The organism is Tenacibaculum soleae (assembly GCF_030549005.1).
In the GTDB taxonomy this organism is placed as follows: Bacteria; Bacteroidota; Bacteroidia; order Flavobacteriales; family Flavobacteriaceae; genus Polaribacter; species Polaribacter soleae.
Window position 1 is genome coordinate 294528 of sequence record NZ_JAUOSW010000003.1, and the last position, 25203, is coordinate 319730.

A 25203-nucleotide genomic window follows, 5' to 3' on the forward strand; every position below is an offset into this window, starting at 1 on the left:
AACAGTGGGGATTCTTTTAAGAGTTATTGTTTTTTTTATTAAGGATAAAAATGGTCGTAAAAACTAATGCCGCTACTAGCATGTTTATATAATGTTTACTATTACTTTCCCAGCTTAAATTTGCTACATCAACATTTAATAAATTAATAAAAAAGATTGTAAAAGCTATTATTAAGTATATTCTTACTCTTCGTTCTTTATTCATTTTCTTTTTTAGATAACTAAAACGTTCTTTTTACACTTCTTCAATTGCATCTAACTCTACTTTTAAATTTTCAATGATAAATTTTTGTCTATCAGGGGTGTTTTTTCCCATATAAAATTCTAGCATTTGCTCTATCGACATTTCTTTATCTAACATTACAGGATCTAAACGAATATCATCACCAATGAAATGCACAAACTCATTTGGCGAAATCTCACCCAATCCTTTAAATCGCGTTATTTCTGGTTTTCCTCTTAACTTATCAATCGCTGCTCGTTTTTCATCTTCAGAATAACAGTATATCGTTTCTTTTTTATTTCGAACTCTAAATAACGGCGTTTCTAAAATATACAAATGCCTTTCTTTTATTACTTCAGGAAAAAACTGTAAAAAGAAAGTAATTAATAATAAACGAATATGCATACCATCTACATCGGCATCGGTAGCTATTACAATATTATTATACCGCAAATCTTCTAATCCGTCTTCAATATTTAAAGCGGCTTGTAATAAATTAAATTCTTCGTTTTCGTATACTATTTTTTTACTTAGCCCGTAAGAATTTAGCGGCTTTCCTTTTAAGCTAAAAACTGCTTGAGTGTTTACGTTTCGTGATTTTGTAATAGAACCAGAAGCCGAATCCCCCTCGGTAATAAACAACGTAGTATCTAAATGATTTTCTTTTTTAATATCGCCTAAATGAATACGACAATCACGTAATTTTTTATTGTGCAAACTTGCTTTCTTTGCTCTGTCTTTTGCAAGTTTTCGAATACCCGAAAGTTCTTTTCTTTCTTTTTCTGCTTGAATGATTTTTTTCTGAAGTTTATCAGCAATTTCTACATTTTTGTGTAAAAAATTATCAAGTTTTGTTTTTATAAAATCGTTAATATAAGTACGAACTGTTGGTAAATCACCTCCCATTTCGGTAGAACCTAACTTTGTTTTTGTTTGACTTTCAAAAACGGGTTCCATTATTTTAATTGCAATTGCCGAAATTATTGATTTACGAACGTCAGAAGCATCAAAGTTTTTACCATAAAACTCACGGATGGTTTTAACTATTGCTTCTCTAAATGCTGCTTGATGTGTACCTCCTTGCGTAGTGTGTTGCCCGTTTACAAACGAATGGTATTCCTCTGAATATTGTGTTTTACTATGTGTAATGGCAACTTCAATATCATCTCCTCGTAAATGTATTATTGGATACAACATATCATCTTGATTATTGTTATCTTCTAATAAATCTTTTAATCCGTTTTTAGAGTGAAATTTTTCGCCATTAAAAACAATTGTCAACCCCGGATTTAAGTATACATAATTCTTTAATAATCGAATAATATATTCAGGACGGTATTTATAATTTTTAAAGATTGAGTTATCGGCAATAAAGGTAACTTTGGTTCCTCTTCTTCGCGAAGTTTCTTCTAGTAAATCTTGATTAACTAACTCACCTTTTTCAAATTCTGCAGATGCTGATTTTCCATCACGAGTAGACTCTACTCTAAAAAAAGTAGACAAAGCGTTTACTGCTTTTGTTCCTACCCCGTTTAATCCTACCGATTTTTTAAAGGCACGAGAATCATACTTACCACCTGTATTCATTTTAGATACAACATCTACTACTTTACCTAACGGAATACCACGACCATAATCTCTTACAATTACTTTTTCGCCTTGCACAGAAACCTCAATCGTTTTTCCTGTACCCATTACAAATTCGTCAATAGAGTTATCTAAAACCTCTTTTACCAAAATATAAATTCCATCATCTGGTGAGGTACCATCTCCTAACTTTCCAATATACATTCCTGGACGCATTCGAATATGTTCTTTCCAATCGAGCGAGCGTATATTATCTTCGGTATATTTTGTTTCTTGAGCCATAAAGTTTAAGGAAATTGAAGTCTCAGCTAAAATAGTATTTACTATGTAAAAATAAAAAACTCTGTTAATTTAGTTATTAACAGAGTTTCAAATATAATGTTTATCAGTAAATTATCTTCTACTATAATTTGGTGCTTCTTTAGTAATTGCAACATCATGCGGATGACTTTCATTAATTCCGCTTGCAGTAATTCGTACAAATTTACCAGTATTTTTAAGTGTTTCAACATCTTTAGCCCCACAATATCCCATACCTGCACGTAAACCTCCTACAAATTGATGAATACTTTCTACTAATTCACCTTTATAAGGTACACGACCTACAATACCTTCTGGTACTAATTTTTTGATATCATCTTCAACATCTTGAAAATAACGATCTTTAGAACCTTGTTTCATTGCTTCAACAGATCCCATTCCTCTATATGATTTAAACTTTCTTCCTTCGAAAATAATTGTTTCTCCTGGGCTTTCTTTTGTTCCTGCTAGTAATGAACCTAACATTACACAATCAGCTCCTGCGGCAATTGCTTTAGGAATATCACCTGTATAACGGATTCCTCCATCAGCAATAACCGGAACACCAGATCCTTTAATAGCTGCAGCAACTTCTAATACTGCTGAAAACTGAGGAAAACCTACACCTGCAACTACACGAGTTGTACAAATTGAGCCTGGTCCGATACCAACTTTTACAGCATCTGCTCCTGCCTCTACTAAATATTTTGCTGCTTCTGGTGTTGCTATATTACCTACAATTACATCTAATTTAGGAAACTTTTCTTTAACATTTTTTAAAACCGCAACTACACCTTTTGTGTGCCCATGGGCTGTATCAATAATTACTGCATCTACGCCTGCATTTACTAAAGCTGCTGCTCTATCAACAGCATCAGCTGTTACTCCTAATGCTGCTGCAACACGTAAACGTCCGTAAGTATCTTTATTAGCGGTTGGCTTTTGTGTTAACTTTGTTATATCTCTAAAAGTAATTAAACCTACTAGCTTATCATCATTATTAACAACAGGTAACTTTTCTATTTTGTTTTGTTGCAAAATTACCTCAGCATCTTTTAATGAAGTACCTTCTGCAACTGTAACTAAATTATCAGCTGTCATTACTTCAATAATTGGGCGTTCGTTATTTTTTTCAAAACGTAAATCACGATTGGTAACAATTCCTACTAAGGTACCTTTTTCATCAACAATCGGAATACCACCAATACTATGTTCCTTCATTAACATTTTAGCGTCTAATACTATTGCTGTTAATGGTAAAGTTACGGGATCGATAATCATACCGCTCTCTGCACGTTTTACTTTACGAACTTCTTGAGCTTGTTGCTCAATGGTCATATTTTTATGTAAAACACCAATTCCTCCCTCTCTAGCCATTGCTATTGCCATTGCAGATTCGGTAACTGTATCCATTGCTGCTGATACAATAGGAACATTGATTGTTATATTTTTGGTAAATTTTGTTTGAATAGAAACTTCTCTTGGAAGTACTTCAGAATAAGCTGGTACTAGTAAAACGTCATCATACGTTAAACCTTCGCCTACAATTTTTGATTGGTGAGCTTGCATGTGCAATTAATTTTGTGTGTTGTTAATTAATTACGTGCAAATATACTATAAATAATTCAAATCATATTTTAATTTAAAGTTAAGGTATTTTTTTATTTAAAATTAATCTAAATAAAACTTGCATAGTTTCAAAACTAATATAAATTTGCAAAACTATTTAAAATTAATCTAAATAAATTAAAATGAAAAAAATATTAGGTTTATCATTATTGATAACATCTTCGGTCTTTATTGGTTGCTCAGACAACAACACAGATATTAATCCTGAAACTGAAATAACAGCTGCAAAAACTAAATTTGTAACTAATTATGTAAATATTGTAGCCGCAAACTATAATGATGCTTTAGCAAAAACGAAAGAGTTAAAAACTGCAATTGATGCTTTTGTAGCTGCTCCAGATGCAAATAAATTTCAAGCTGCAAAAGATGCTTGGCTAGCTTCACGTGAGCCTTATGGACAAACCGAAGCATACCGTTTTTACGACGGCCCTATTGATGGAGTAGCTTTTGGTGAAATTGAAGGTAATTTAAATGCTTGGCCTTTAGATGAGGCATTAATTGATTATGTTGCTGATGGTACTGGAGGTCAAGAGGTTTCAGACACTAGACAAAACTTAGTTAATAATACAGATAAATACCCAACTTTAACTAAAGATGTTTTAAAAAATTTATCGGGATATGGTGAAAATGAATCAAATGTAACCATGGGCTATCATGCTATCGAATTTTTATTATGGGGACAAGACACTACTACCCCTGCTGAAAAAAAAGCTGGACAACGTATGTACACAGATTATACTACTGATACAAATGCTAGCAGAAGAAAACAGTATTTACAATTGGCTGCCGAAATTTTAGTAGATGATTTGCAAACTGTAACTAATAATTGGAAAAACGGTGCTGCTTATAGAAATGAATTTTTAAGTCTTTCTAAAAATGATGCCATTGATAAAATTTTAACTGGTGCTGCTAAATTAAGTAATGGTGAACTTGCTGGTGAAAGAATGTTAGTTGCTGTAAAAAATCAGGATCAAGAAGATGAACATTCTTGTTTCTCTGACAATACACATAATGATATTTACTTAAACGCTAAATCTATCAATAATATTATTAATGGTAGTTACACAAAAGTTGATGGTAGTGTTATTTCGGGTACATCACTATTAGATGTTTTAACTTTAGTTAATACTACCGAAGCTGTAAGTTTAAAAACTACTGCAGCTACTGTTATGACTAAGGTTAAAGTTATTGCTAACAATCAATTTTTTGATTATCAAATAATAGGTGAAACTATTGATAATAATAACAAACCTGTAATGAGTGCTGTAACTTCTTTAGAAAAACAAGGTATTGAATTAGCACAAGCTGGCAAAACGATTACTGGTAAGAATATAGATTCTGAAGTATAAAACTTTATTATAAATAAAATATCAACCAAACTATCTATTTAATTAGGTGGTTTGGTTTTTGTATAAATTATAAAACTATATAAATGAATAAAACTCTTTTTTATTCTCTAACAATTCTTTTATTTTTTTCTTGTAATAAAAAAGAAACGTATACCTTAATACCTAGTTACGAAACAAATGAAGAACTGTCTGCCGGAAAATTAACAACTACAATACTTGGGGTAAATGCTTTTGATCAACCTGTTCCAGGTTTAAAAGAACTAGACAGGCGTTTGTTTTTTGTTGGAAATTCATTATTCCGTCAAAATTGGGTTAGTTCACCAGCTTCAACTACTGCTAGAGACGGCTTAGGCCCTACTTTTAATGCTAGAGCTTGTAGTGCTTGCCATAACAAAGACGGTAGAGGTAAACCTTTAGATGAAAATCAAAATTTTTCAGCAGGATTTTTAATGAGAATAAGTAATCCTGGTACAGGTATACATGGTGGTGTTAATACCGTCGCTGGCTATGGAGATCAAATACAAGAACATAGTAATTTAGGTGTGCCAAATGAAGCAAAAGTGTCTGTAAGTTTTGAAACCATTAAAGGAGCTTTTGCTGATGGAAATACCTATGAACTAAGAAAACCTATTTACACTATTAGTAATGAACAATTTGGATCATTACAAAATGTATTAACATCGCCAAGAGTGGGGCAACAAGTTATTGGCCTAGGACTTGTTGATGCAATAGCTAATGCTGACATTTTATTAAATGCTGATGAATTTGATAGTAATAATGATGGTATTTCAGGAAAAGCAAATTACGTTTGGGATGTTGTAAAACAACAAACAGTTTTGGGTCGTTTTGGATGGAAAGCAAATCAACCAAACTTAAAACAACAAGTAGCTGGGGCTTTTAGTGGCGATATGGGGCTAACTACTTCTTTATTTCCTAACCAAAATTGCCCATCCCCTCAACAAGATTGTAAAGACGCCCCTAATGGTGGTGCTCCTGAAGTAACAGATGATGCTTTACATGATATAATGATTTACTCCTCATCTCTTTCTGTCCCTATCAGAAGAAACTATAAAAATGATACTGTTTTAAAGGGAAAATCACTCTTTAAAAGTATGAAGTGTAACAGTTGCCATACTGAAACTTTTACAACGTCAAATAATTACCCTGCAAATAAAACACTACAGAATATTACTATAAGACCTTTTAGTGACTTTTTACTACATGATATGGGAGATGCCTTAGCTGACAACAGACCTGATTTTAAAGCAACAGGTAAAGAATGGCGCACACAACCTTTATGGGGTATTGGGTTAATTAATGACGTTAATAATCATACTTTTTTTTTACATGATGGTAGAGCGCGTAATATTGAGGAGGCCATTTTATGGCATGGTGGTGAGGCTAAAAATTCTAAAGAAAAATACAAAAACTTAATAAAAGAGGATAGAACCGCTGTTTTAGCCTTTATAAATTCATTATAACATGATAAAAAAAATAGCAATAACAATAACAGCGCTATTACTTATAACTTGTAATAGTAACACAGAAACTATACCCGATTTTGATATTCAAAAACTTCGTGCTGATATTATATCCGATATTGAAACCCCTTACACAAATGGTTTTATTGAAAGTATTGATCTTTTAAATACTTCAATTCAAAACTTCACAAATACACCTAATGAAAACAACCTTTTAATTGCAAAAAATAACTGGAAAGTAGCAGCAAAAAACTATTCTTTAATTGAAGTTTTAAATATTGGTGAAATTAAAACTTCGTACATTCAAACTTCTTTTTATAGCTGGGTAGCCAACAAAAATGGAATTGAAGATTATATTTCGTCTAATAAAGAAATTACAGAAAGTAATATAAATGCTATTTCTACAAATTTAAGAGGTTTAGCTACCATTGAATACTTACTTTTTAAAGATAATATTACTGAAACAATCAATAATTTTTCGAACAGCAGACGCAAACAATATTTAAATACTGTTTCTTTAAACTTAACATCAAAAGCTAATCTATTTAATGCTAAATGGAATACATTTAGAAATGCATTTATTGAAAATAATGCTACTGGTATAAATGGCAGCGTAAATCAAATTGTTAATCAAATGTATGCTTTATTAGAAGATATTAAAAGCTATAAAATAGGACAACCTGCTGGTATTGAAAAAACAACTATTGCTGATCCTAATATTTTACAAGCTCAAATGAGTAATAATTCTTTATCCCTTGTAAATAGTAACATAAATGGTATTAAAAACCTTTATTTTGGTAATAACAACGGTATTGATGATTTAGTTAGCGCTATCACCAAAAACCAAACATTAAACACTAAAATAAAAAACCAAATAAAAACAATTGAGAATACAATTTTACAATTTAACACTACACCATTAAAAACAGCTATTAATACAAAAAAAGAATTGGTTAAAACACTTTATGACCAAGTAAAACAATTATTGATATTAATTAAAACAGATGTTGCCAGCACATTATCTGTAACCGTCACTTTTACCGATAATGACGGTGATTAAAAATGATTTAATTAAACAACATATAACATCTTTTAGATAAAAAAGATGTTATATGTTATCAAACAATAATTTCACATAACTACTTTCGGGGCTATTAAAAATTTCAATAGTTTTTCCTTGTTGTAAAACAATACCGTTTTTTAAAACAATTATTTCATCTGACACCTCTAAAGCGTCATTAATATCATGCGTTACAAAAATAGCTGTTGTAGTTGTTTTTTTTAAAATTTTTAAAATATCCTTTCGTAATTGATTTCGCATAACAACATCTAAATTACTAAAAGGCTCGTCTAAAATTAAAAGCGCTGGTTTTGGTGCTAATGCTCTTGCTAAAGCAATACGTTGTTGTTGACCTCCAGATAATTCATGTGGATATCTTTTCTCCATTCCAGATAAACCTACCAATTTTAATACTTCTCCTACTCTTTCTACTTTATTTTCATGTTTAGATAGTCCGTAAGCAATGTTTTTATAAATTGTAAAATGAGGAAACAACGCGTAATCTTGAAACACCATTCCTATATTTCTTTGCTGCGGCTCAATAAACACAGAATTAGATGAAACGATATTACTATTTATTACTATTTTTCCTTCATCTATAGTTTCTAAACCTGCAATTAAGCGTATTAATGTAGTTTTACCACTTCCGCTTTCACCTACAACAGCTAATATATTTCCTTTTTTTAAGGAAAAACCAACATTATTTAACGCTTTTACTTTACCTGAGTTAAACGTTTTATATAAGTTTTGTATTTCTAATAGTTTTGTACTCATTACTTTTCTTTAGCTATTAATCGATTTAAAAATAATATAGGAATAATTCCTGTTAAAATTATAAATAACGAAGGTAATGATGCTTCTGCTACCATCTCATCACTTGCATATTCATATGCCTTTACAGCCAAGGTATTAATATCATATGGCTTTAAAATTAATGTTAATGGCAATTCTTTCATAACATCTACAAAAACCAGAATAAAAGCACTCAAAATAGCAGGTTTTAATAAAGGAAATTCAATCTTTTTAAATGTAAATAAATTTCCTTTTCCTAATAATTTAGACGCTTCTGATAATGATTTTCCAAATTTTAAAGTACTTGCTTCTATAGGGTTATATGCCACTGCCATATAACGCACTATATATGCATATAATAATGCTAAAACAGTTCCGTTAAGTATAAAACTAATTTTATAATCAAATACCTCTTTAAAAAATAGGACTAGCCCTTTATCAATAAAAAGTGTGGGAATTAAAACTCCCACGGCTATTACTGCTCCAGGAATGGCATAACCTAACACTCCTATTTTTGCTATTGGTTTAACTAAATTAAGACGATTCCATTTTGTTAAAAAAATTAATAACAGTGCAAAAATTACCGTTGCAAGTGCTGAAATTACAGCAATCCCTAAACTTTGTAAAGAAATAGTTATAAAACTTTGCGTAAAAACCTCTTTATAAGTTAAAAAAGCCCAGTATATTAATTGTAATAATGGTAATAAAAACCCAAATAAAACAGGAATAAATGCAATGATAAATAATATCATTTTTTTATTCACTTTAGCTTCTTCTCTTTTTATTTTTTGATGATTTTTGGTCGTATTTGCATAACCAATTCTTCTTCTTTGCCATTTTTCTAAACTAATAATTAAAAAAATAATAGCAACCAATATCGCTGATAAATAAATTGCTGTCTCTGGCTCTTCTAAAGAAAACCATGCTCTAAATATACCTGTGGTAAAGGTATTTATTCCATAATATTTTGCTGCCCCATAATCATTTAAAACCTCCATTAAAACCAACGTAAGTCCACCTACAAATGCTGGTCGAGATAACGGTAATATTAATTTAAAAAAGGTTTTTAACTCGCTTGCTCCTAATAATTTTGAGGCTTCAATAATATTATTTGATTGATTTAAAAAAAAAGCCCTTGAGGCAACATACACATATGGATATAGAGAAACACTTAAAACAATAACAAGTCCCAAGTGATTCATTACATCTACCTTAGTGCTGAATAATTTTTCAACCACGCCTCCATAATCAAATATTCCTGCATAAGCGTAGGCGGTAATATAGGATGGTATTGCCAACGGTAAAATTAATAACCATTCTAACTGTTTTCGTAAAGGAATATGATATCTAGAAACAATATAAGCTGATGAAATGCCAAAAAATAAAGTAAGTAAACTAGTACCTAATATTAACCAAAGAGAATTTAATAAATAATTAGGTAGTAAATTGATTACTAAATGATTCCATGTTTCACCTGGCCCGTAAAATAAATTTATAAAAATAGTAATAACAGGAATTGCTATAAACAAAACAATGGTCAATAAAATTATTGACCATTTGTTAGTGTCTCTTTGTATGTTTTGTAATTTATTTATCACTAAAATTCATCTAAATTAATACAACAAAAGTATTGATTATTTCCATTGAGCTATATCAAAAACGATAACAGCTTTTTTATTATTTTCCCCTAATTTAGTTAAAGACAGGGTATCTTCTTTAAAATTACCCCAAGATTTTAATAAATCAGATGAAACAACTTCTTTATTTACTGGATATTCATAATTAGCTTTTGCAAATATTTCTTGCGCTTCTTTACTAGCTAAAAACTCAATAAACTTTATTGCATTTGCTTTGTTTGGAGCATATTTAGCAACCCCTGCTCCACTTACATTAATATGCGTTCCGCGATTTGCTTGATTCGGGAAAAATATTTTTATGCCTTCTCCTGCTTTTACTTCTTCAGGATTTTTAGAATTTAGTAATTTACCAATATAATAGGTATTTACTACTGCTACGTCACCTTCTCCGGCAACTACTGCTTTTATTTGATCTCTATCATTACCCTTTGGTGAACGTGCCATATTAGCAACCATTCCTTTAGCCCATTTCGTTGCATTTTCCTCCCCTACATTTGCTATAATTGAAGCTAATAGTGACTGGTTATAAATATTTGATGATGATCGGATTAATACTCTATTTTTCCATTCATCATTTGTTAAAGCTTCATACGTAGATAATTCTTCTGATTTTACTTTTTCGGGATTGTAAACAATTACACGAGCTCTTTTTGTTAAGGCAAACCAATTATTATCTACATCTTTTAAGTGAGTCGGAATTGTTTTATTCAAAAATTCAGATTCTGCCGATTGCAATAATCCTTTATTTTTTGCTCTTACTAAACGACCTGCATCTACAGTGATTAAAACATCTGCTGGAGATAATTCTCCCTCAACAGTCATTTTTTGCATCAACTCATCAGCTTTAGCGTTCACTACATTTACTTTTATGCCTGTCTCTTTTTCAAATTTCGCAAATAATTCTTGATCTGCTTTATAATGACGATGTGTGTATACATTTACAACCTCTTGTTTTTTTTCTTCTTTCTTTTTTTCTTCATTTTTACATGATGTAAAAATTACTGCTAAAACTAAAATGGTGATTATTTTTTTCATTCTGATTATTTAATTTAATATTATATGTGTTATAAATAACTTTAAAGTTTAAACTGTAATGTTACATAATAACTCCTTGGTGAAGACGGAATAATTCCTGGACCAGGATATCCTGTTGCTCTTCGTGTAAAATAACTTTCGTTTAGTAAATTATTAACTCCTGTTTCTAATTTCCAGTTTTTATATGCATAAGAAAAAGAAGCATCTAAAATAGAATAAGTTGGTATTGTTCCTACCGAACCAAAACTTGGTGTTCCTTCTAAATTACTTTGATTTGCATGAGTGGCATCGGTTTGTTGTTCTGATAAGTGTGTAAATTGTAAACTACTCAAAAAGTTTTTATATCCAAATTTAATTCCTGTTTTTAAATTAATTTTTGGAATAAACTCCACTTGATTACCTACTACTGAGTTTTCTAATGAATTAGTGTATTCTGACTCGGTTAACGCAATATTAGCGAAGTAATTTAACGAAAAATCTTTTGATGAAAATTTAAACAAATTAGATAAACTAACATCTACGAAACTTTCTAATCCGTAAATAAAAGCATCTCCTATATTGGTCCTTAACCTATCACCTGCATCTGGTCCGCTAGTTACCCAAAACACCCCAATACGATTGTTATAAAACAACGCAAAACTACTAATATCATAAGATAAAACATTATTTACCTTACCTCTTACTCCAATATCTGCAGTTCCTCCTTTTTCATCATCAATATTTTCATCAACTTTAAATGTTGGACTTACTGTACGAATATCATTAAAAGTAACTGACCTGTAATTTTGAGACGCATTTGCATAAAGCTCTAATGACTTATTAGGCTTATAACTTGCCCCAATACCTAATAACGCAAAGCTTCTTTCTTTTGTTCTATCATCTCTACCATCAATTATTCCGTTTGGTAATGGGTTACCAGATTGTAAATCGCCATTTTGCCATAAAATATTTTTATAGTTTCCATTACTTTCTGTTTTTATATATTCTAAACGGAAACCTGGTGTAATTGAAAATTTTTCTGAAAATTTAAAGATATGCTCTCCAAACAAGGCTACATTTGTATTTGGAAAAGTAAAGTTAGATGCTAAATATTCTTCTTCATTTGTAAAATTAAAGTTAGCATCTATCCCTTTTGTACCTGGACCTTGTTTTTCAGAATTATTGGCGCTGTAATATTTTAATCCAACTAAATAAGTGTTTTTATTATCTTTAAAAGCATATTTTGATAAAAATCGAACTTCAGCTCCCCAGTTTTTATAATTTCCTACTACTAAATCTCTTGTTGCATAATTACCATCAGCAAGTATTTCATCAACATAAGTTATCGAGTTTACAGATCTTGATTTATAGTTACCTCTAAAGCCAACAGCTTTTCTAGAGGCATCTAAACCAAATACATTTACACTTAATTTAGTATCTTCTGTAAAATCATGATCTAATTTAACTGCCCATAAATTCCAATTTACACGAAACCAATTTCTTGTACGATTACTTTGTAAAGGATCTTCATTAAACATCTTATCTGTAAGTCCCCCAGCTTGTTTTGCCAAATAATTTAAATACGTTGCCTCAACTGTTAATGTAGTATTTTCTGATAATTTATGATCTACATGACCGTAAATATTTACAGAATTAAACTCAGAATTTGGTCTAAATCCATCACCTTGTTTGTAATTTATGTAGCCGTAATAACCTGTATTATCAACCGTTCCGCTTACACTATTAAAAGTGTTAAACAATCCATAAGATCCTGTAGATTGCCTTGTAATTAATTCGAATTCTTTGTTTTTATTTGGTTCGTTAAATTTAAAATTTAACAAGCCTCCAAACTGGGTTCCGTATTGTAAAGAAGCAGCTCCTCTAACAACTTGAATTTCTTTTAACGCTTCGGCAGGTGGTGTATAATAACTTTCGGGATATCCTAAAACGTCAGCACTAATATCATAACCGTTTTGACGTGTGTTAAAATTTGTTGTTCTGTTTGGGTCTAAACCTCTACCCCCAATATTTAATTGTAAACCAGCATCATCATTTTCATAAATATTTAACCCAACGACTTGGCTATATATTTGACGGGCATTATTGGCTGCCTTATTACTTACCGTTTCGCTTAATAAAACTACTTCTGTTTTTTTACCTGCATAAATGGCTGTTCCTTCAACTTCTTTTAATCGTTTTATTGCAAAAATTTTTCTTTTTCTTTGATTAATGACTACCTCTGAAAGTTGTTCGTTTAAACTTGATAAAGTAATATTTAGCTCTAAATTTTCATCTTTTAAGGTGATATTCTTTTCTAATATTTCATAATTATGAGAAAAAAATACTATCTTATAGTTTCCCTTTTTTTGTTTCTCTGTAATAAAGGTTCCGTCATTTTTACTTTTTGTTAAAAGCCCGCCTTTGGCATTAAAAATTTCTACATTGTTAATAGGCTTCCCTTTTTGGTTTGTAATTTTTCCAGAAATTGTGTGTTGCGCAATTATTGTTTGAATTGATAAAATTGCTATAAAAATTATATTATAATCCTTTAATTTTAACTTCATGATTAAATGGTGTAATCCAGTTTTTGTGTTTAAAACTTTCTTTTTCTTTGTATAAATTTACTTTTGGGTCTATAAATTGTGTACTTAACCTTCCGTTAAGTGTAACATAACTATCTACATATACTTGTGGGTTTCTTATACCTCTTTTTTTATAAGTATCTCCTAAAAAATGAGCAAATTCTAAAATAAAATCAGGTTGAAAGCTCATTTGTTTTTCTTGTTGTAAAGTTAAAAAATCAGTATTTGTTACATAGAAGTGTTTTTTAGTTTTTGGGTCAACTATTTTAAATTCTGCAAATCCTGCTTTTTCAATTAACATCACTCTCCATGAAAATCGATAGCCTTCTTCTGTCCAAAATAATTCTCCTGGATATAATAAATACCTGAAAGGAATTATAATTTGTAAGACAAAAAATACTATTAAAATATTTCTTGATAGTTGAAGTTTTTGATTGCTCACTAATGTTTTTCCTTGGTCGAAATAAATTTTAGAAATTTTAAATATTGATGCGATTACATTCAATATTTTATGATGCACTTTTGGATTGAAAAATATAATTGTAGATACAATCATTATATATGGAAACATTCCTATTGGAAATAATATTCTTGTAAAAATATGAAAAACAACTACGGCTATAAATGCTAAAAATCGTGTTCTTTTATAAAATAATAAAAACGGAATTGCTAAATCGTAAATTGCTCCTGACCAACTCATAGCAAAATGAAACCATGTTTTTGGCATTAAAAAACCAACCAGAGGTAAATCGTATTGTACAGGCAGCCATATATTTAAAGGTGTTGCTTTAAATAACCAATCGGAATTTAATTTTGCTAAACCAGCATAAAAATATACAATAGCTAACATCAGTTTTATACTATCAATAGTCCAACTTGGTATTTTTTGATTTGCTATTTTTTCATGTTGCTTTGCATCAACAGAGAAATAAGCGTTTGCTGGTAAAAAAAGTAAGATAAATGCTATTAAACTTACAAAGTAATAATGGTTTAAGTAATAACTTTTATCCATTAACTCTATATATGTAAAGCTTAAAAAAAAGGTTATTACTGCTAGCCTATACTTATAACCTAGCATTATAAAAAAAGCTGCAATACCGCATATTAAAAAGATGATGTATGTATAATTACCTAGTGGTTTTATACATTCAAAACCATAAAATGAAAAAGAATATTTTGGTTTTATGTAGAGTTCTTCAATCCATCCCTTTAACCAAAACCTGATAATACTACATAACATCATAAAACCAAAAAAAATACGAAATACTGCAAGTGGAGCAGCTTCCGTATTTTTTTTAAAATATTTTTGAAATGTTTTAATCATTATCTGAATCAGTAGAGGTATTTGTAACACTCATAGCACTAAACATATCTGGTTTAAAGCTTTTTAATAATGCTTGCATTGCATCGTAGGTTTCTAAAAACTTTACTTTATCAGTTGTTATTTGACTTGTAAAATCGTTTTCTAATAAACTTGCTTTTTCATCGATTGTAGTAAATTTCGTATTTATTAAATCGGCCAAGTCTTTTCTATTTAAAAACTCTAAATACTGTTGTAGACTTTTACCTGTTCCTCCGTTATAACTAACTCCTTTAAAAAAGTTTTTAGTTGCTAATAAGGCTGTTGTAAATAATTTTTTTGAAATATCTTTTTTATAATAACCTTCTACTAATGTTACATCGGCAGTACCCGTTCTTGCTCCTGATGCGTTTGCTATTTTAGCGTCTCTTAATTGTTTTTCGTAAAAAGGAATTACATAAAAATTTACCATTTTATCTACACTACTAGATATAGCATAACCATCATTATCAATAAAAGATTGTGTGTACCCCCCATTCCAATCGTCTAATACTTGTTTTGTTAAACTAGCAAGTCTTTCAGTAACGTCTTTTAAGTATTCTTTATATTTATTAGCATTTGTTGCTGTTGTGTAAAATGTTATTGTTTCAGTATCATTTCCTTGACCATTTAATAAATAATCAATTGCTGGAAAACCTTGTACTGCTGATAAATTTGGTGATTCTAAATTATAATTTCCAGATTCGGCATATGATTTAATTAAAGGTACATTTGTTGGAACTGTATTCATACTACCAACCATGTTTAATTCTTGTGCTTTACCTACTTGAAACATCGCAACTTTTTGCCAAGTAACATAAGCTTTTTCCCATGCGTTTCTTACTTCTGCTAGGTTTGGGGCTGTTACATCGTTTGTAAATTTTATTACTGCGTTGTTTAACAGAATAGTTTCACTCTTAAAATCTGTATATCCTGGTACTATTATTTGATTTGCCCAAAATGTTAACATTTCTTTTCTGTTAAAACTATCTGGATTAGATGTTCCTGGATCATCATTACTTGAACTACAAGCAACCAGTATACTTAACACACATATATATATAATTCTTTTCATTTTTTGAAAATTAATTTTTTATTAATCTAAATAAAGCTGCAAAAATAAAAAAAAATAGCTATGTATTAATGCATAGCTATTTTTTTTATTAATATTATAAATTAAAATTTGTTTTAGTCTTTTAAACTTACTGCATCTGCTACATCAAATTTAAAGTAACCAGCTAAGGCTCCAGCAATTGCATCTAAATCTTCATCAGAAACGGTCCATAAACCTGCTTCTAAAGTTGCAATAGAACCAGCAATTTGGTTTGCTTCTACTTGATTTCCATTAATTTCTACATAGCGTAATGATAAAACAAATCCGTATGCTTCTGATAAAGCATGTAATGTGTTAGCATCTTTAACTCCTTTACCTTTTAATAAATAATGAGTTGCCATTACACCTATCACTTTAGATATAGATTTTCTAATAATTTCTGCTTGATTATTAACAATATCATATTGTTTAGCATCAATCGCAGCTCTACCTAATTTAAAAGCTTTGTAAATATCATCAAAAATTCCTTTAAATTTTGTGTCGTTATCTACACTTTTTAAATATGAATTTAAAAACCCTTTTCTATCATCAATTGAATTTACCGGAGTAGCAGTAACATCTTCTAATCCAAATAAGTATCCGTAAGCTTCATCCCAACCATGTTGTAAAGCTGTGTAATTTTTAGTTGCATCACCCTTATATGGTGCTCCTGCTTCATGATCAGCTTTGTTGTCTTCAATAAATTTTTGAGATATGTATTTATTTAACATTTGATCAACCATAACAGCTCCTATTAATGTTTTTGCCATTACTTGGTTGTATTCAAAACCTTTAGCATCAACATAAGCTGTTCTTGTACCTGTAACAACTTTACCTTTTTGACCGTTTGAAGCATCAGTATCCCAATCACCATAAATAGCTGTATGATTTGCAATCCAACCATCCATTTTGGTTCTTAAAGCATCAACTTCAACTGCATTTGTGTTAGAGTTAGGTGCAGAAGATACAGTTCCTCTTAATTTTTTTCCTGAAGCATCTAAACCTTCTCCAGCAAAACCTGTTCCGTCTTTAAACATTTTAATTAACTCAGCTTCTGTTTTAGTGTTTGACCCTAATGCTGATTTTAATTCGCCTGCCATTTTTAATCTAGCAACTTGTCCTGAAAAACTAACATTACTATTACCATCTTTTCCTACAAAGGCATAAGTAGCTGGAGCTATAACATCTACTACAGGATCTTCATTACTTGAACAAGAAGTTACCATTAAACTTGCAACAGCTAACATTGAAAGAATTACTCTTTTCATTATATTTTATTTAGATTTAATTTTAATAAACTTATGCAAATTTATAGAACTATTCTAAATAAGCAAATTTTATTTAGATTTATTTTAATTAAAAATAAGGTTATATTGTTTTTAAATAAGAGATGACAGCTTTTCGAATATCAAAACTGATTTCATTTTTTTTAGGTATGTAAATAGAATCTACACTTTCACTATTTTTTGATAACATCGGTATATCTAATCCTTTTAATAAATAATCAGAAAAAGCAACTTTGTATATTTTGTTTTCTAAAATCAATTTGTTTGACACTCTCCAATTTCCGTTCTTTTTATCAACATTATAACGCTGTAAATAAGCACCTGTACCAACTGATTTTTCACTATATTCTAGTACTTGTTTTAAAAGGCTTCCTTTTATATCAACTTTTAGTATTGCACCACCATAGGGTAAAACTCTAAAAACATCAACAACATTAATGTTTCCTTCTAATTTATCATCAATACGAACTGAACCTCCATTTACTAGTGCACAATCAACTTTATCATTATAAGCATAACTCATTGCTTTTGTAATAATATCTCCCATATTGGTTTGAATACTTCTAATTGATGCCTCAGTAGCATCCAATGGTTTTGGTGCTTTATAAATTACCTCATATGGGTTTTTAACAATTTCGTTAATTTTATTCTTTAAAATAAGCTGCCATTTATCAACAATATTACCAACTGTTTTATTTGGTGCTATTTGATCATTTATTTCTTTTAATTCTGATTTTAATTGTACTTCTTTTGTCTTAAGATCATACTCAAAACGATGAATATAAGCTGTTTTTGCATTAGCATCAGCTTTCGCTATATGTACATTACCAACCGTATCATAACTATTAACATGCTCGTGACCTCCCATAATTAATGGAACATTTGGTAATAATTCAGCTACTTTTTTATCCTGACTTAACCCTAAGTGTGTTAATCCTATTACTATATCTACATTATTTTTAATCTCATTATATGATCGTTTAATTTCATCATATATATCACCATAAAAAACATAGCTTTTTGGGTTTGATGGTATACAAGCACTTATAAAACCTACTTTTAGCTTGGTTCCATCAGAATTTATAAATTCTTTAATATAGGAATCTTTTAAATATTCGTTTTCTCCATTTACTAATTTATAAAAAGGTTCATACTTACCATCTTTATGATGCAATACATTTGCTGAAATCCAATCAAATTTACTTTCGTTAAGTCTTTTTTGTAAACTCGTATAACTTAAATCAAATTCATGATTACCTAAAGCTACCAAATCAAAGTTCATGGCATTCATAACTTCAACCATTTGTTTACCTCTAACTCTTTCACCATTAACTTTCATGGTACCTATTAAGGATGGATTTAAAAAATCGCCCGCTAAAACAAGCATTGTATTTTTATTTTCCTTTAATAAATTTTCGTGTACTGTTGCTACCCTTGCCATTCCGCCATACTTACCACCTTGAATAGGGGCAATTTCATAAACATCATTTAATTGAAGTATATTAAAATATGTTTTTCCTGCTACTTTTTTAAAGTGATGATCAGGTATTGAGTTTGCTTTATTTTTTTGATAAGTACAACCACTTATAAAAATAGTTACTATAAGAAGGCAAAGAGTTTTAATTGATTTCATTACATTTTTTTTAATGCAACAAATTTACATATTCTAATGAAGATATTTACGAGTATTTAATCGTATCATTTTTCGATAAGCTACTAATTCTGGAAACTGATAAAAAAAGTTTATCTTTTTTTGGGCAATCGTTCTTGGATTTCTAACTTTAGACCGTAATACAAAGGCTGTCCAACTTTCTACAATATCTTCTTCAGGGCTTATGGCTGCATAATCAGTTAAAAACTCTGATGAATTATCTTGATATAAATCGTATAACTTTTCTACACAATTAGCTTCTGTATAACAAAAATCTCTTTGTATAACGTCCCAATTATCTAATAAAGCACCTTTCCAAAAAATATTTACAAATTTATTTATATAGCTATTTTTGTATGCTTCACCTTCTAAAGTTAAATACAATTCTCCTTCCTCTTGTTTACTTTTTGAGGTAGGTCTTATTTGTGTTTTATTTAATGTTAATAAGTGCCCAAACTCATGAGTCATTGTATAAACAGACTCGTATAATCTTTTTTTATTTCTCGACTTTAAATTAACGTCTTTTATATCAATTTCTAGTTGCCATTTATCGTTTCGAGAATTTAAAGATACTAATGCGCCTACCTTTTCATCTACACCATCAGTCATTAAAATAATGCGTTTAATATATTTTGTAGTTAGTTCTTTAGGAAAAATACGGTAAAACTCTTTCCAATAATCATTGGCTAAGTCATTTTTATTAGACCCATTTTTAATTAATACTCCATTTCTAATTTGCCATACCCCTATTCTTTCATCAATCTGAGATTGACAAAAAATAGTTGTAAAGAAAAAGAGTATAATAAATTTAAACTTCATATCTAATTAAAATACTTCGAGTGCTTTATTGTAAGCGCTTTCGAAGCTCATTGGTTTTATATTTGTTGTTACTTTATTGGCTGTAAAATACGACAATAATTTTTCTGTAGGCATATTACCTGTTAACTCATCTTTTGCCATTGGACAACCTCCATAACCTTTAATAGCACCATCAAAACGACGGCATCCTGCTTTAAAAGCACTATCTACTTTTTCATGCCATTTTGCTGGCGTAGTATGTAAATGTGCACCAAACTCTATTTGCGGATAGCTAGGTATCAAATTTGAATATAAATAGTGTATATCTTCAGGAGTTGATGTACCAACTGTATCTGATAAAGATAGTATTTTAACTCCTAATTTTGATAATTTTTCTGTCCATTCTCCAACTATTTCAACGCTCCAAGGATCTCCATACGGGTTTCCAAACCCCATTGATAAATATGCTACCACTTCTTTATTTACTCTATTTGCTATTGCTAATACTTCTTTTAAAGTGTCAATAGATTGCTCTATTGTTTTATGTGTGTTACGCATTTGAAAATTTTCTGATATCGAAAAAGGATACCCTAAATAATCTATTTCTTCAAACTGCGAAGCATCATTTGCCCCTCTTACATTGGCTACAATTGCTAATAATTTACTACTAGTTGTTGTTAAATCTAATTTAGATAAAACTGCCGCTGTATCTCGCATTTGAGGAATTGCTTTTGGTGACACAAAACTTCCAAAATCTATTGTATCAAAGCCTACTTTTAAAAGCGAGTTTATATATTTTGCTTTAGCCTCTGTAGGAATAAAATGACTCTTAATTCCTTGCATTGCATCCCTTGGGCACTCAATAATTTTTATACTGTCAATCATTATGCCAAATATACGTATTTTCATTCATTTTACTCCTCTAGTCTATTTTTGATTCTTTTACAACTCGCCCCTAAACATACCTAACTGAAAAATAAGCAATTAAAAGTAATTCAATTATTTTTATTAAATATATTCTTATTTTTATCTAAAAAACTGTCACAATTTAAAAGTTAATTTGTCTTTAGTATAGAATGATTTCTTTGGAATCTAAAACCACACATATCAACCAACTAATCGAACGCTGTAAAAAAAACGATAGCACTGCACAAATGCAGGTGTATAATAATTACTATAAAGCAATGTACAATACTGCTTATCGTATTTTAAAAGACGAGTTTGAGGCCGAAGATTTAATTCAAGAAGCTTTTTTAACCGCTTTTACTAAACTAAATACCTTTAAAGGTGAAGTTGCCTTTGGAGCTTGGTTAAAAAGAATCGTAATAAACAAAAGCCTTACGCAACTTAAAAAAAACAACCGATATGAAGAAGTAAAAATGGATATTATACCAGATTATGAAATTGATGAAAATATAATTGATTACACTACTTTAAATGTAAAACAAGTACTAAAAAGCTTATCAAACTTAAAAGATAATTACCGAATAGTGTTAACTTTAAATTTAATAGAAGGTTATGATTATGAAGAAATATCTCAAATATTAAATTATACAAACGAAAATGTTCGTACAACAATATCAAGAGCAAAAAAGAAATTAAAACAACTTTTGCTTACTGACATTAATCAATCACAAGTATATGGATGATAAATTACAGCAATTTTTTAATGACAATGATTTTGATATTCTCGAACCACATTCAGATCATTCAAAACGTTTTCACAAAAAATTAAAAACACCTCAAAAACAACAAAAACCAAAAATATTTTGGATAAGTATTGCTGCCTCAATTACATTAATAATTGGTTTTTACCTTGGTAATTATCAACAAAAAACAATGTATGATTTAGCTGATGTTTCTCCAAAAATGGCAGAAGCTCAAAGTTTTTTTGTAACAACAATAAATCAGGAATTAAAAGAGGTTGAACAATATAGAAATATTCAAACTGAGGCAATGATTGAAGATGCTTTAGAAAATATAGAAGAATTAGAAGATCATTATAAATTATTAATTGACGAACTAACAAAACAAGAAAACAAACGTTTAGTTATTCAAAAAATAATTAACAATTACCAACAACGACTAACTGTGCTAAACAGTTTATTATTACAGTTAGAACAAAATAAATCAATAACCTTAAAGTTTTTAAATGATGAAATTATATAAATTATTATTCCTTTTTATCTTATTACCCACCATTATGATGGCTACCGATAAAAAGAAACACGAAAAAAGTAAAACTATTAACAAAAGCTTTAATGTTACTAAAAATGCAACCTTATATATCAATAATAAGTACGGAAATGTAAATGTAACCACATGGGATCAGAACCGTATTGAAATTGATGTTAAAATTATAGTAAAAGGAAATGATTTAAAAACAGTTACTAAAAAATTAAATGCAATTAATGTTCTTTTTGAGGCTTCAAGCAACTTGGTTGAAGCACGTACTAAAATAGAAAGTATAAAATCTAATTGGTCATTTTGGAGTAATAGTAATATTAATTACAAAATCAACTATTTTATAAAAATGCCAATAACCAACAATGCCGATTTAAACAATCAATATGGTACAATCGAATTAGATAAACTTAAAGGTAAAGCTAATTTAAATTGTGATTATGGAAATATTTTTGTTGATGCTTTATTAAACAACACCAACACTATAGAGTTAGACTATTGTGGTAGCTCTGAAATTAATTTTATAAAAGCAGGAACTATAAATATTGATTACTCTAAAATTAAAATCGAAAAATCTGAAACATTAAATATAAATGCCGATTATACTACAGTAAAAATAGGCAATACCAACTACTTAAGGTTTAATAGCGATTATGGTAGTGTCAATGTAAACAATGGAGGTACTATTATTGGTAATTCAGATTACGCTGCTATAAAAATAGGAACCTTAAGTAAAAACTTAAAAATTAATACTGATTACGGAAGTGTTAAAGTAGCCAACATTTTAAAAGGTTTTGAAGACATTACAATCGACGGAAGTTATACAGGTATAAAACTAGGCACTCATAGTAATAATAATTTTAACCTTATTGTCGATTTAGGCTACGCCGGATTTAATTATCCTGAAAACAAAATAAAGTTCTTTAAAAGTATTAAAAAGAATACCAAAAAATATTATGAAGGATCTTTTGGAAAAACAAACAACAACTCAACTATAAATATAAAATCTAAATATGGTAGTGTTTCTTTAAAGGTTAATGATTAACGGTATCTTTCTTCAATAATTGAATAACAGATTAAATAACGAGCTGTATAGTATGTTAACGTATACCCTATTACGTAGTAAAAATTATAGTCTAAATATTTATTATACACCATTAAGAAATCAACAGCACTAATCATGAAAATACCTAATAGAAAAAATAAATTTTTTTGATCATTTTTTTGCAAAAAATTAAGGTATGCAACACTTATTAACGTAATATTAAAAAAACATATAACAAAAAGAGTACCCAGCATATCCTTTAAATAAGGTAAATATATATATAATAGTGTTCCAAAAATTAAAATACCTGGTATCATATAAGTTAACAAAGACACTATTTTAATTTTTGATAATGTTTTTCTTAAAATTATAAAATATAAAAATCGCTCTATAAGTACCAAAATTACTCCTTCTGTAAGAAAATCAGGATCAAAAACAAAAAAAGAATCTGAACCTATGATACACATTAATATTAAAATATACCAATAATTTATTTCTTTTGATACACTTATATATAAAAAAGCCAAAAAAACTAATGACAATATTTTAACAACCATTTCTTCCAGTGAAGTTCCTGCATCAATAAAAAAAAATGACACAAAACATGCTAAAAAATAAATAGTTGTGTATATCTTAAATTTTAACCCCATAATAAGTAAATATAAATCATTCAAATAAATAAATAAAATGAAAAAACTTTTTTTTACAGTAGTAGTAGCCTTATTAACTTTTAATAGTCAAGCTCAAAACTGGTCAAATTCTAAAAAAATTAAAGGCAATGGAAACGTTATTACCAAAACTAGATCTATCAACAATTTTGACAAAGTAAACATCGGTGGTTCATTTGATGTCAATTTAGTAGCTGGTACTGAAGGTAAAATAACTATTAACGGAGAAGAAAACTTATTACCTTATCTTGAAACAACAGTTAAAAAGGGAAAACTAAAAGTACAATTTAAAGAAAATGCTAATATTAAAACAACCAAACGTTTAACAGTTACTATTCCTTTTAAAAGTATTGATGCGGTTTCATTAGGTGGCTCAGGAAAAGTAACTGTTCATAAACAACTAAACTCTAATGATATTTCTTTTAATATTGGTGGTTCAGGAAATATTAGTGCTAGTGTTAATTCAAACACAGTAAAAACATCTATTGGTGGCTCAGGAAGTATTAATTTAAAAGGTAAATCTGAAAATTTAAAATGCTCTATCGCAGGTTCTGGTAGTGTAAAAGCTTATAATTTAAATGTTAAAACTGTAAAAGCAAGTATTGCTGGATCAGGAAATGTGCAAACTACTGTTACTGAAAAAATAAAAGCAAGTATAGTAGGCTCTGGAAGCGTTTATTATAAAGGAAACCCGAGTAACATCGATAATAAATCAGTAGGATCTGGTGATGTAGTTGATAAAAATTAGTTTTACTAATAATAAATGTTAATCATGATACCAGAAATATTATGATTAACGTTTTTCTTTAATCATAGCAATACAAATTAAATAACGAGCTACGTAATACATTACAGTATATAAAACAACGTAATACAATTGATAATCTAAAAACTTATTAAAAGCAATTATAAAATCTGCTATAGTAATTAAAAATATTCCTAGCATAAAGTACAAATTATCTTTTGTCATGTTATATAAATATTGATAAAAAGAAACACCTATAACAATTAAATTTAAAAGACAAATCATAAAAATAGATAACAACATGTTTTCTACAAATGAGTACAACAAGTAAGACATAATAAAAAAAGCAAAACAGCCTGGTATTATATACGGTAAAATAACCTTTAGTTTTATGGTTAAAATTGTTTTACGCAAAATGATCAGATAAATAACTCGAGTAAACATTAACAATAATATACCGCCTTTTAAAAAATCTTGATCAAATATGAGTAGTGCATCAGCAACAATACAAAACATTAATAATAATAAATACCAATAATTAATCTTTGTTGTATATGCTAAGTACAAAAAGGAAGTTAATACTATGGTAAGTATTTTTAAAATCATTTCAATAATCGATTCATTATTATCAATAAATAATAACGAAACAATACAGGTAATAAAATAAATTACACTATATATTTTAAACGATGAGATATGATTCATAAATAAAAATTAAAGATCCTAATATATAACATTTT

Annotated in this window: 21 protein-coding genes; 7 read left to right on the forward strand and 14 right to left on the reverse strand. The window is 29.1% G+C overall.

The genetic code is table 11. The features are described 5' to 3' along the window. Positions 1-235: 235 nt before the first annotated feature. Both Q4586_RS05885 and guaB read right to left on the reverse strand, forming a co-directional pair. Positions 236-2092, reverse strand: coding sequence for a DNA topoisomerase IV subunit B (locus Q4586_RS05885; protein ID WP_303527260.1), 1857 nt, complete (start codon positions 2090-2092; stop codon positions 236-238). Between the two features lie 111 nt (positions 2093-2203). Next, the gene (gene guaB / locus Q4586_RS05890; RefSeq protein ID WP_068705958.1) at positions 2204-3679 is read right to left on the reverse strand and encodes an IMP dehydrogenase; all 1476 of its coding nucleotides are present in this window, start codon (positions 3677-3679) and stop codon (positions 2204-2206) included. A 182-nt stretch (positions 3680-3861) separates the two neighbouring features. On the opposite strand from guaB, the gene Q4586_RS05895 reads away from it, so the two are divergent. The 3 genes from Q4586_RS05895 to Q4586_RS05905 all read left to right on the forward strand — a co-directional run bounded on the left by Q4586_RS05895 (position 3862) and on the right by Q4586_RS05905 (position 7629). After that, on the forward strand, positions 3862-5088 hold the full coding sequence (locus Q4586_RS05895; RefSeq protein ID WP_303527264.1) for an imelysin family protein: 1227 nt from the start codon (positions 3862-3864) through the stop codon (positions 5086-5088). A gap of 83 nt (positions 5089-5171) precedes the next feature. Then, positions 5172-6569: a di-heme oxidoreductase family protein gene (locus tag Q4586_RS05900; protein ID WP_303527266.1), complete on the forward strand. Its 1398-nt coding sequence runs from the start codon at positions 5172-5174 to the stop codon at positions 6567-6569. A gap of 1 nt (position 6570) precedes the next feature. Then, positions 6571-7629, forward strand: a complete 1059-nt coding sequence (locus tag Q4586_RS05905) for an imelysin family protein (protein WP_303527268.1) — start codon at positions 6571-6573, stop codon at positions 7627-7629. Positions 7630-7677: 48 nt separating this feature from the next. Here Q4586_RS05905 and Q4586_RS05910 read toward each other — a convergent pair whose 3' ends face one another. The 10 genes from Q4586_RS05910 to Q4586_RS05955 form a co-directional block, all read right to left on the reverse strand. Further along, complete coding sequence (locus Q4586_RS05910; protein ID WP_303527272.1) at positions 7678-8403, reverse strand: ABC transporter ATP-binding protein; 726 nt, start codon at positions 8401-8403, stop codon at positions 7678-7680. Continuing rightward, the gene (locus Q4586_RS05915) at positions 8403-10019 is read right to left on the reverse strand and encodes an ABC transporter permease (RefSeq protein WP_303527275.1); all 1617 of its coding nucleotides are present in this window, start codon (positions 10017-10019) and stop codon (positions 8403-8405) included. Before Q4586_RS05915 ends, Q4586_RS05910 begins: the two co-directional genes overlap by 1 nt. A gap of 36 nt (positions 10020-10055) precedes the next feature. Beyond that, positions 10056-11093 (reverse strand): Fe(3+) ABC transporter substrate-binding protein, encoded by a 1038-nt coding sequence (locus tag Q4586_RS05920; protein WP_303527278.1) that lies wholly within the window; start codon positions 11091-11093, stop codon positions 10056-10058. A 41-nt stretch (positions 11094-11134) separates the two neighbouring features. Then, positions 11135-13636, reverse strand: a complete 2502-nt coding sequence (locus Q4586_RS05925; RefSeq protein WP_303527279.1) for a TonB-dependent receptor domain-containing protein — start codon at positions 13634-13636, stop codon at positions 11135-11137. Continuing rightward, positions 13611-14978 carry an HTTM domain-containing protein gene (locus Q4586_RS05930; RefSeq protein WP_068705619.1) on the reverse strand — a complete coding sequence of 456 codons (1368 nt, stop codon included), beginning with the start codon at positions 14976-14978 and terminating at the stop codon, positions 13611-13613. The genes Q4586_RS05925 and Q4586_RS05930 overlap by 26 nt, the downstream gene beginning before the upstream one ends. After that, positions 14971-16068 carry an imelysin family protein gene (locus Q4586_RS05935; RefSeq protein WP_068705617.1) on the reverse strand — a complete coding sequence of 366 codons (1098 nt, stop codon included), beginning with the start codon at positions 16066-16068 and terminating at the stop codon, positions 14971-14973. The genes Q4586_RS05930 and Q4586_RS05935 overlap by 8 nt, the downstream gene beginning before the upstream one ends. A 113-nt stretch (positions 16069-16181) precedes the next feature. Further along, positions 16182-17354: a DUF4856 domain-containing protein gene (locus Q4586_RS05940; protein WP_068705615.1), complete on the reverse strand. Its 1173-nt coding sequence runs from the start codon at positions 17352-17354 to the stop codon at positions 16182-16184. Between the two features lie 100 nt (positions 17355-17454). Beyond that, the gene (locus Q4586_RS05945) at positions 17455-19005 is read right to left on the reverse strand and encodes a bifunctional metallophosphatase/5'-nucleotidase (RefSeq protein ID WP_303527287.1); all 1551 of its coding nucleotides are present in this window, start codon (positions 19003-19005) and stop codon (positions 17455-17457) included. Between the two features lie 33 nt (positions 19006-19038). Continuing rightward, complete coding sequence (locus Q4586_RS05950; protein ID WP_303527290.1) at positions 19039-19842, reverse strand: hypothetical protein; 804 nt, start codon at positions 19840-19842, stop codon at positions 19039-19041. 6 nt (positions 19843-19848) lie between these two features. Next, complete coding sequence (locus tag Q4586_RS05955) at positions 19849-20706, reverse strand: hydroxymethylglutaryl-CoA lyase (RefSeq protein WP_303527479.1); 858 nt, start codon at positions 20704-20706, stop codon at positions 19849-19851. Between the two features lie 191 nt (positions 20707-20897). Here Q4586_RS05955 and Q4586_RS05960 point away from each other — a divergent pair, with 191 nt between their 5' ends. The 3 genes from Q4586_RS05960 to Q4586_RS05970 are packed head-to-tail and all read left to right on the forward strand — an operon-like array spanning position 20898 to position 23050. Next, complete coding sequence (locus tag Q4586_RS05960; protein ID WP_303527293.1) at positions 20898-21470, forward strand: RNA polymerase sigma factor; 573 nt, start codon at positions 20898-20900, stop codon at positions 21468-21470. Next, a complete protein-coding gene (locus tag Q4586_RS05965; RefSeq protein ID WP_303527296.1) occupies positions 21463-21990 on the forward strand; it encodes a hypothetical protein in 528 nt (175 codons plus the stop codon). Before Q4586_RS05960 ends, Q4586_RS05965 begins: the two co-directional genes overlap by 8 nt. Further along, the gene (locus Q4586_RS05970; RefSeq protein ID WP_141677708.1) at positions 21974-23050 is read left to right on the forward strand and encodes a hypothetical protein; all 1077 of its coding nucleotides are present in this window, start codon (positions 21974-21976) and stop codon (positions 23048-23050) included. Before Q4586_RS05965 ends, Q4586_RS05970 begins: the two co-directional genes overlap by 17 nt. Here the strand turns inward: Q4586_RS05970 and Q4586_RS05975 are convergent. Then, the gene (locus tag Q4586_RS05975; RefSeq protein ID WP_068705601.1) at positions 23047-23700 is read right to left on the reverse strand and encodes a lysoplasmalogenase; all 654 of its coding nucleotides are present in this window, start codon (positions 23698-23700) and stop codon (positions 23047-23049) included. The genes Q4586_RS05970 and Q4586_RS05975 overlap by 4 nt on opposite strands. Before the next feature lie 37 nt (positions 23701-23737). Between Q4586_RS05975 and Q4586_RS05980 the strand changes: the two genes are divergently transcribed. Next, positions 23738-24466: a head GIN domain-containing protein gene (locus Q4586_RS05980; protein ID WP_068705599.1), complete on the forward strand. Its 729-nt coding sequence runs from the start codon at positions 23738-23740 to the stop codon at positions 24464-24466. Between the two features lie 45 nt (positions 24467-24511). Here Q4586_RS05980 and Q4586_RS05985 read toward each other — a convergent pair whose 3' ends face one another. Continuing rightward, positions 24512-25168, reverse strand: a complete 657-nt coding sequence (locus Q4586_RS05985; protein ID WP_068705597.1) for a lysoplasmalogenase family protein — start codon at positions 25166-25168, stop codon at positions 24512-24514. Between the last annotated feature and the right edge of the window lie 35 nt (positions 25169-25203).

What these genes read in the sequence shown, in the direction of transcription:
- Q4586_RS05940 (WP_068705615.1), bottom strand. Translation starts at nt 17,354, where the DNA reads ATGAAAAGAGTAATTCTTTCAATGTTAGCTGTTGCAAGTTTAATGGTA.
- Q4586_RS05970 (WP_141677708.1), top strand. Translation starts at nt 21,974, where the DNA reads ATGATGAAATTATATAAATTATTATTCCTTTTTATCTTATTACCCACC.
- Q4586_RS05965 (WP_303527296.1), top strand. Translation starts at nt 21,463, where the DNA reads ATGGATGATAAATTACAGCAATTTTTTAATGACAATGATTTTGATATT.
- Q4586_RS05900 (WP_303527266.1), top strand. Translation starts at nt 5,172, where the DNA reads ATGAATAAAACTCTTTTTTATTCTCTAACAATTCTTTTATTTTTTTCT.
- Q4586_RS05935 (WP_068705617.1), bottom strand. Translation starts at nt 16,068, where the DNA reads ATGAAAAGAATTATATATATATGTGTGTTAAGTATACTGGTTGCTTGT.
- Q4586_RS05925 (WP_303527279.1), bottom strand. Translation starts at nt 13,636, where the DNA reads ATGAAGTTAAAATTAAAGGATTATAATATAATTTTTATAGCAATTTTA.
- Q4586_RS05920 (WP_303527278.1), bottom strand. Translation starts at nt 11,093, where the DNA reads ATGAAAAAAATAATCACCATTTTAGTTTTAGCAGTAATTTTTACATCA.
- Q4586_RS05980 (WP_068705599.1), top strand. Translation starts at nt 23,738, where the DNA reads ATGAAAAAACTTTTTTTTACAGTAGTAGTAGCCTTATTAACTTTTAAT.
- Q4586_RS05950 (WP_303527290.1), bottom strand. Translation starts at nt 19,842, where the DNA reads ATGAAGTTTAAATTTATTATACTCTTTTTCTTTACAACTATTTTTTGT.
- Q4586_RS05945 (WP_303527287.1), bottom strand. Translation starts at nt 19,005, where the DNA reads ATGAAATCAATTAAAACTCTTTGCCTTCTTATAGTAACTATTTTTATA.
- Q4586_RS05905 (WP_303527268.1), top strand. Translation starts at nt 6,571, where the DNA reads ATGATAAAAAAAATAGCAATAACAATAACAGCGCTATTACTTATAACT.
- Q4586_RS05960 (WP_303527293.1), top strand. Translation starts at nt 20,898, where the DNA reads ATGATTTCTTTGGAATCTAAAACCACACATATCAACCAACTAATCGAA.
- Q4586_RS05985 (WP_068705597.1), bottom strand. Translation starts at nt 25,168, where the DNA reads ATGAATCATATCTCATCGTTTAAAATATATAGTGTAATTTATTTTATT.
- Q4586_RS05895 (WP_303527264.1), top strand. Translation starts at nt 3,862, where the DNA reads ATGAAAAAAATATTAGGTTTATCATTATTGATAACATCTTCGGTCTTT.
- Q4586_RS05975 (WP_068705601.1), bottom strand. Translation starts at nt 23,700, where the DNA reads ATGGGGTTAAAATTTAAGATATACACAACTATTTATTTTTTAGCATGT.
- Q4586_RS05885 (WP_303527260.1), bottom strand. Translation starts at nt 2,092, where the DNA reads ATGGCTCAAGAAACAAAATATACCGAAGATAATATACGCTCGCTCGAT.
- Q4586_RS05910 (WP_303527272.1), bottom strand. Translation starts at nt 8,403, where the DNA reads ATGAGTACAAAACTATTAGAAATACAAAACTTATATAAAACGTTTAAC.
- guaB (WP_068705958.1), bottom strand. Translation starts at nt 3,679, where the DNA reads ATGCAAGCTCACCAATCAAAAATTGTAGGCGAAGGTTTAACGTATGAT.
- Q4586_RS05930 (WP_068705619.1), bottom strand. Translation starts at nt 14,978, where the DNA reads ATGATTAAAACATTTCAAAAATATTTTAAAAAAAATACGGAAGCTGCT.
- Q4586_RS05955 (WP_303527479.1), bottom strand. Translation starts at nt 20,706, where the DNA reads ATGATTGACAGTATAAAAATTATTGAGTGCCCAAGGGATGCAATGCAA.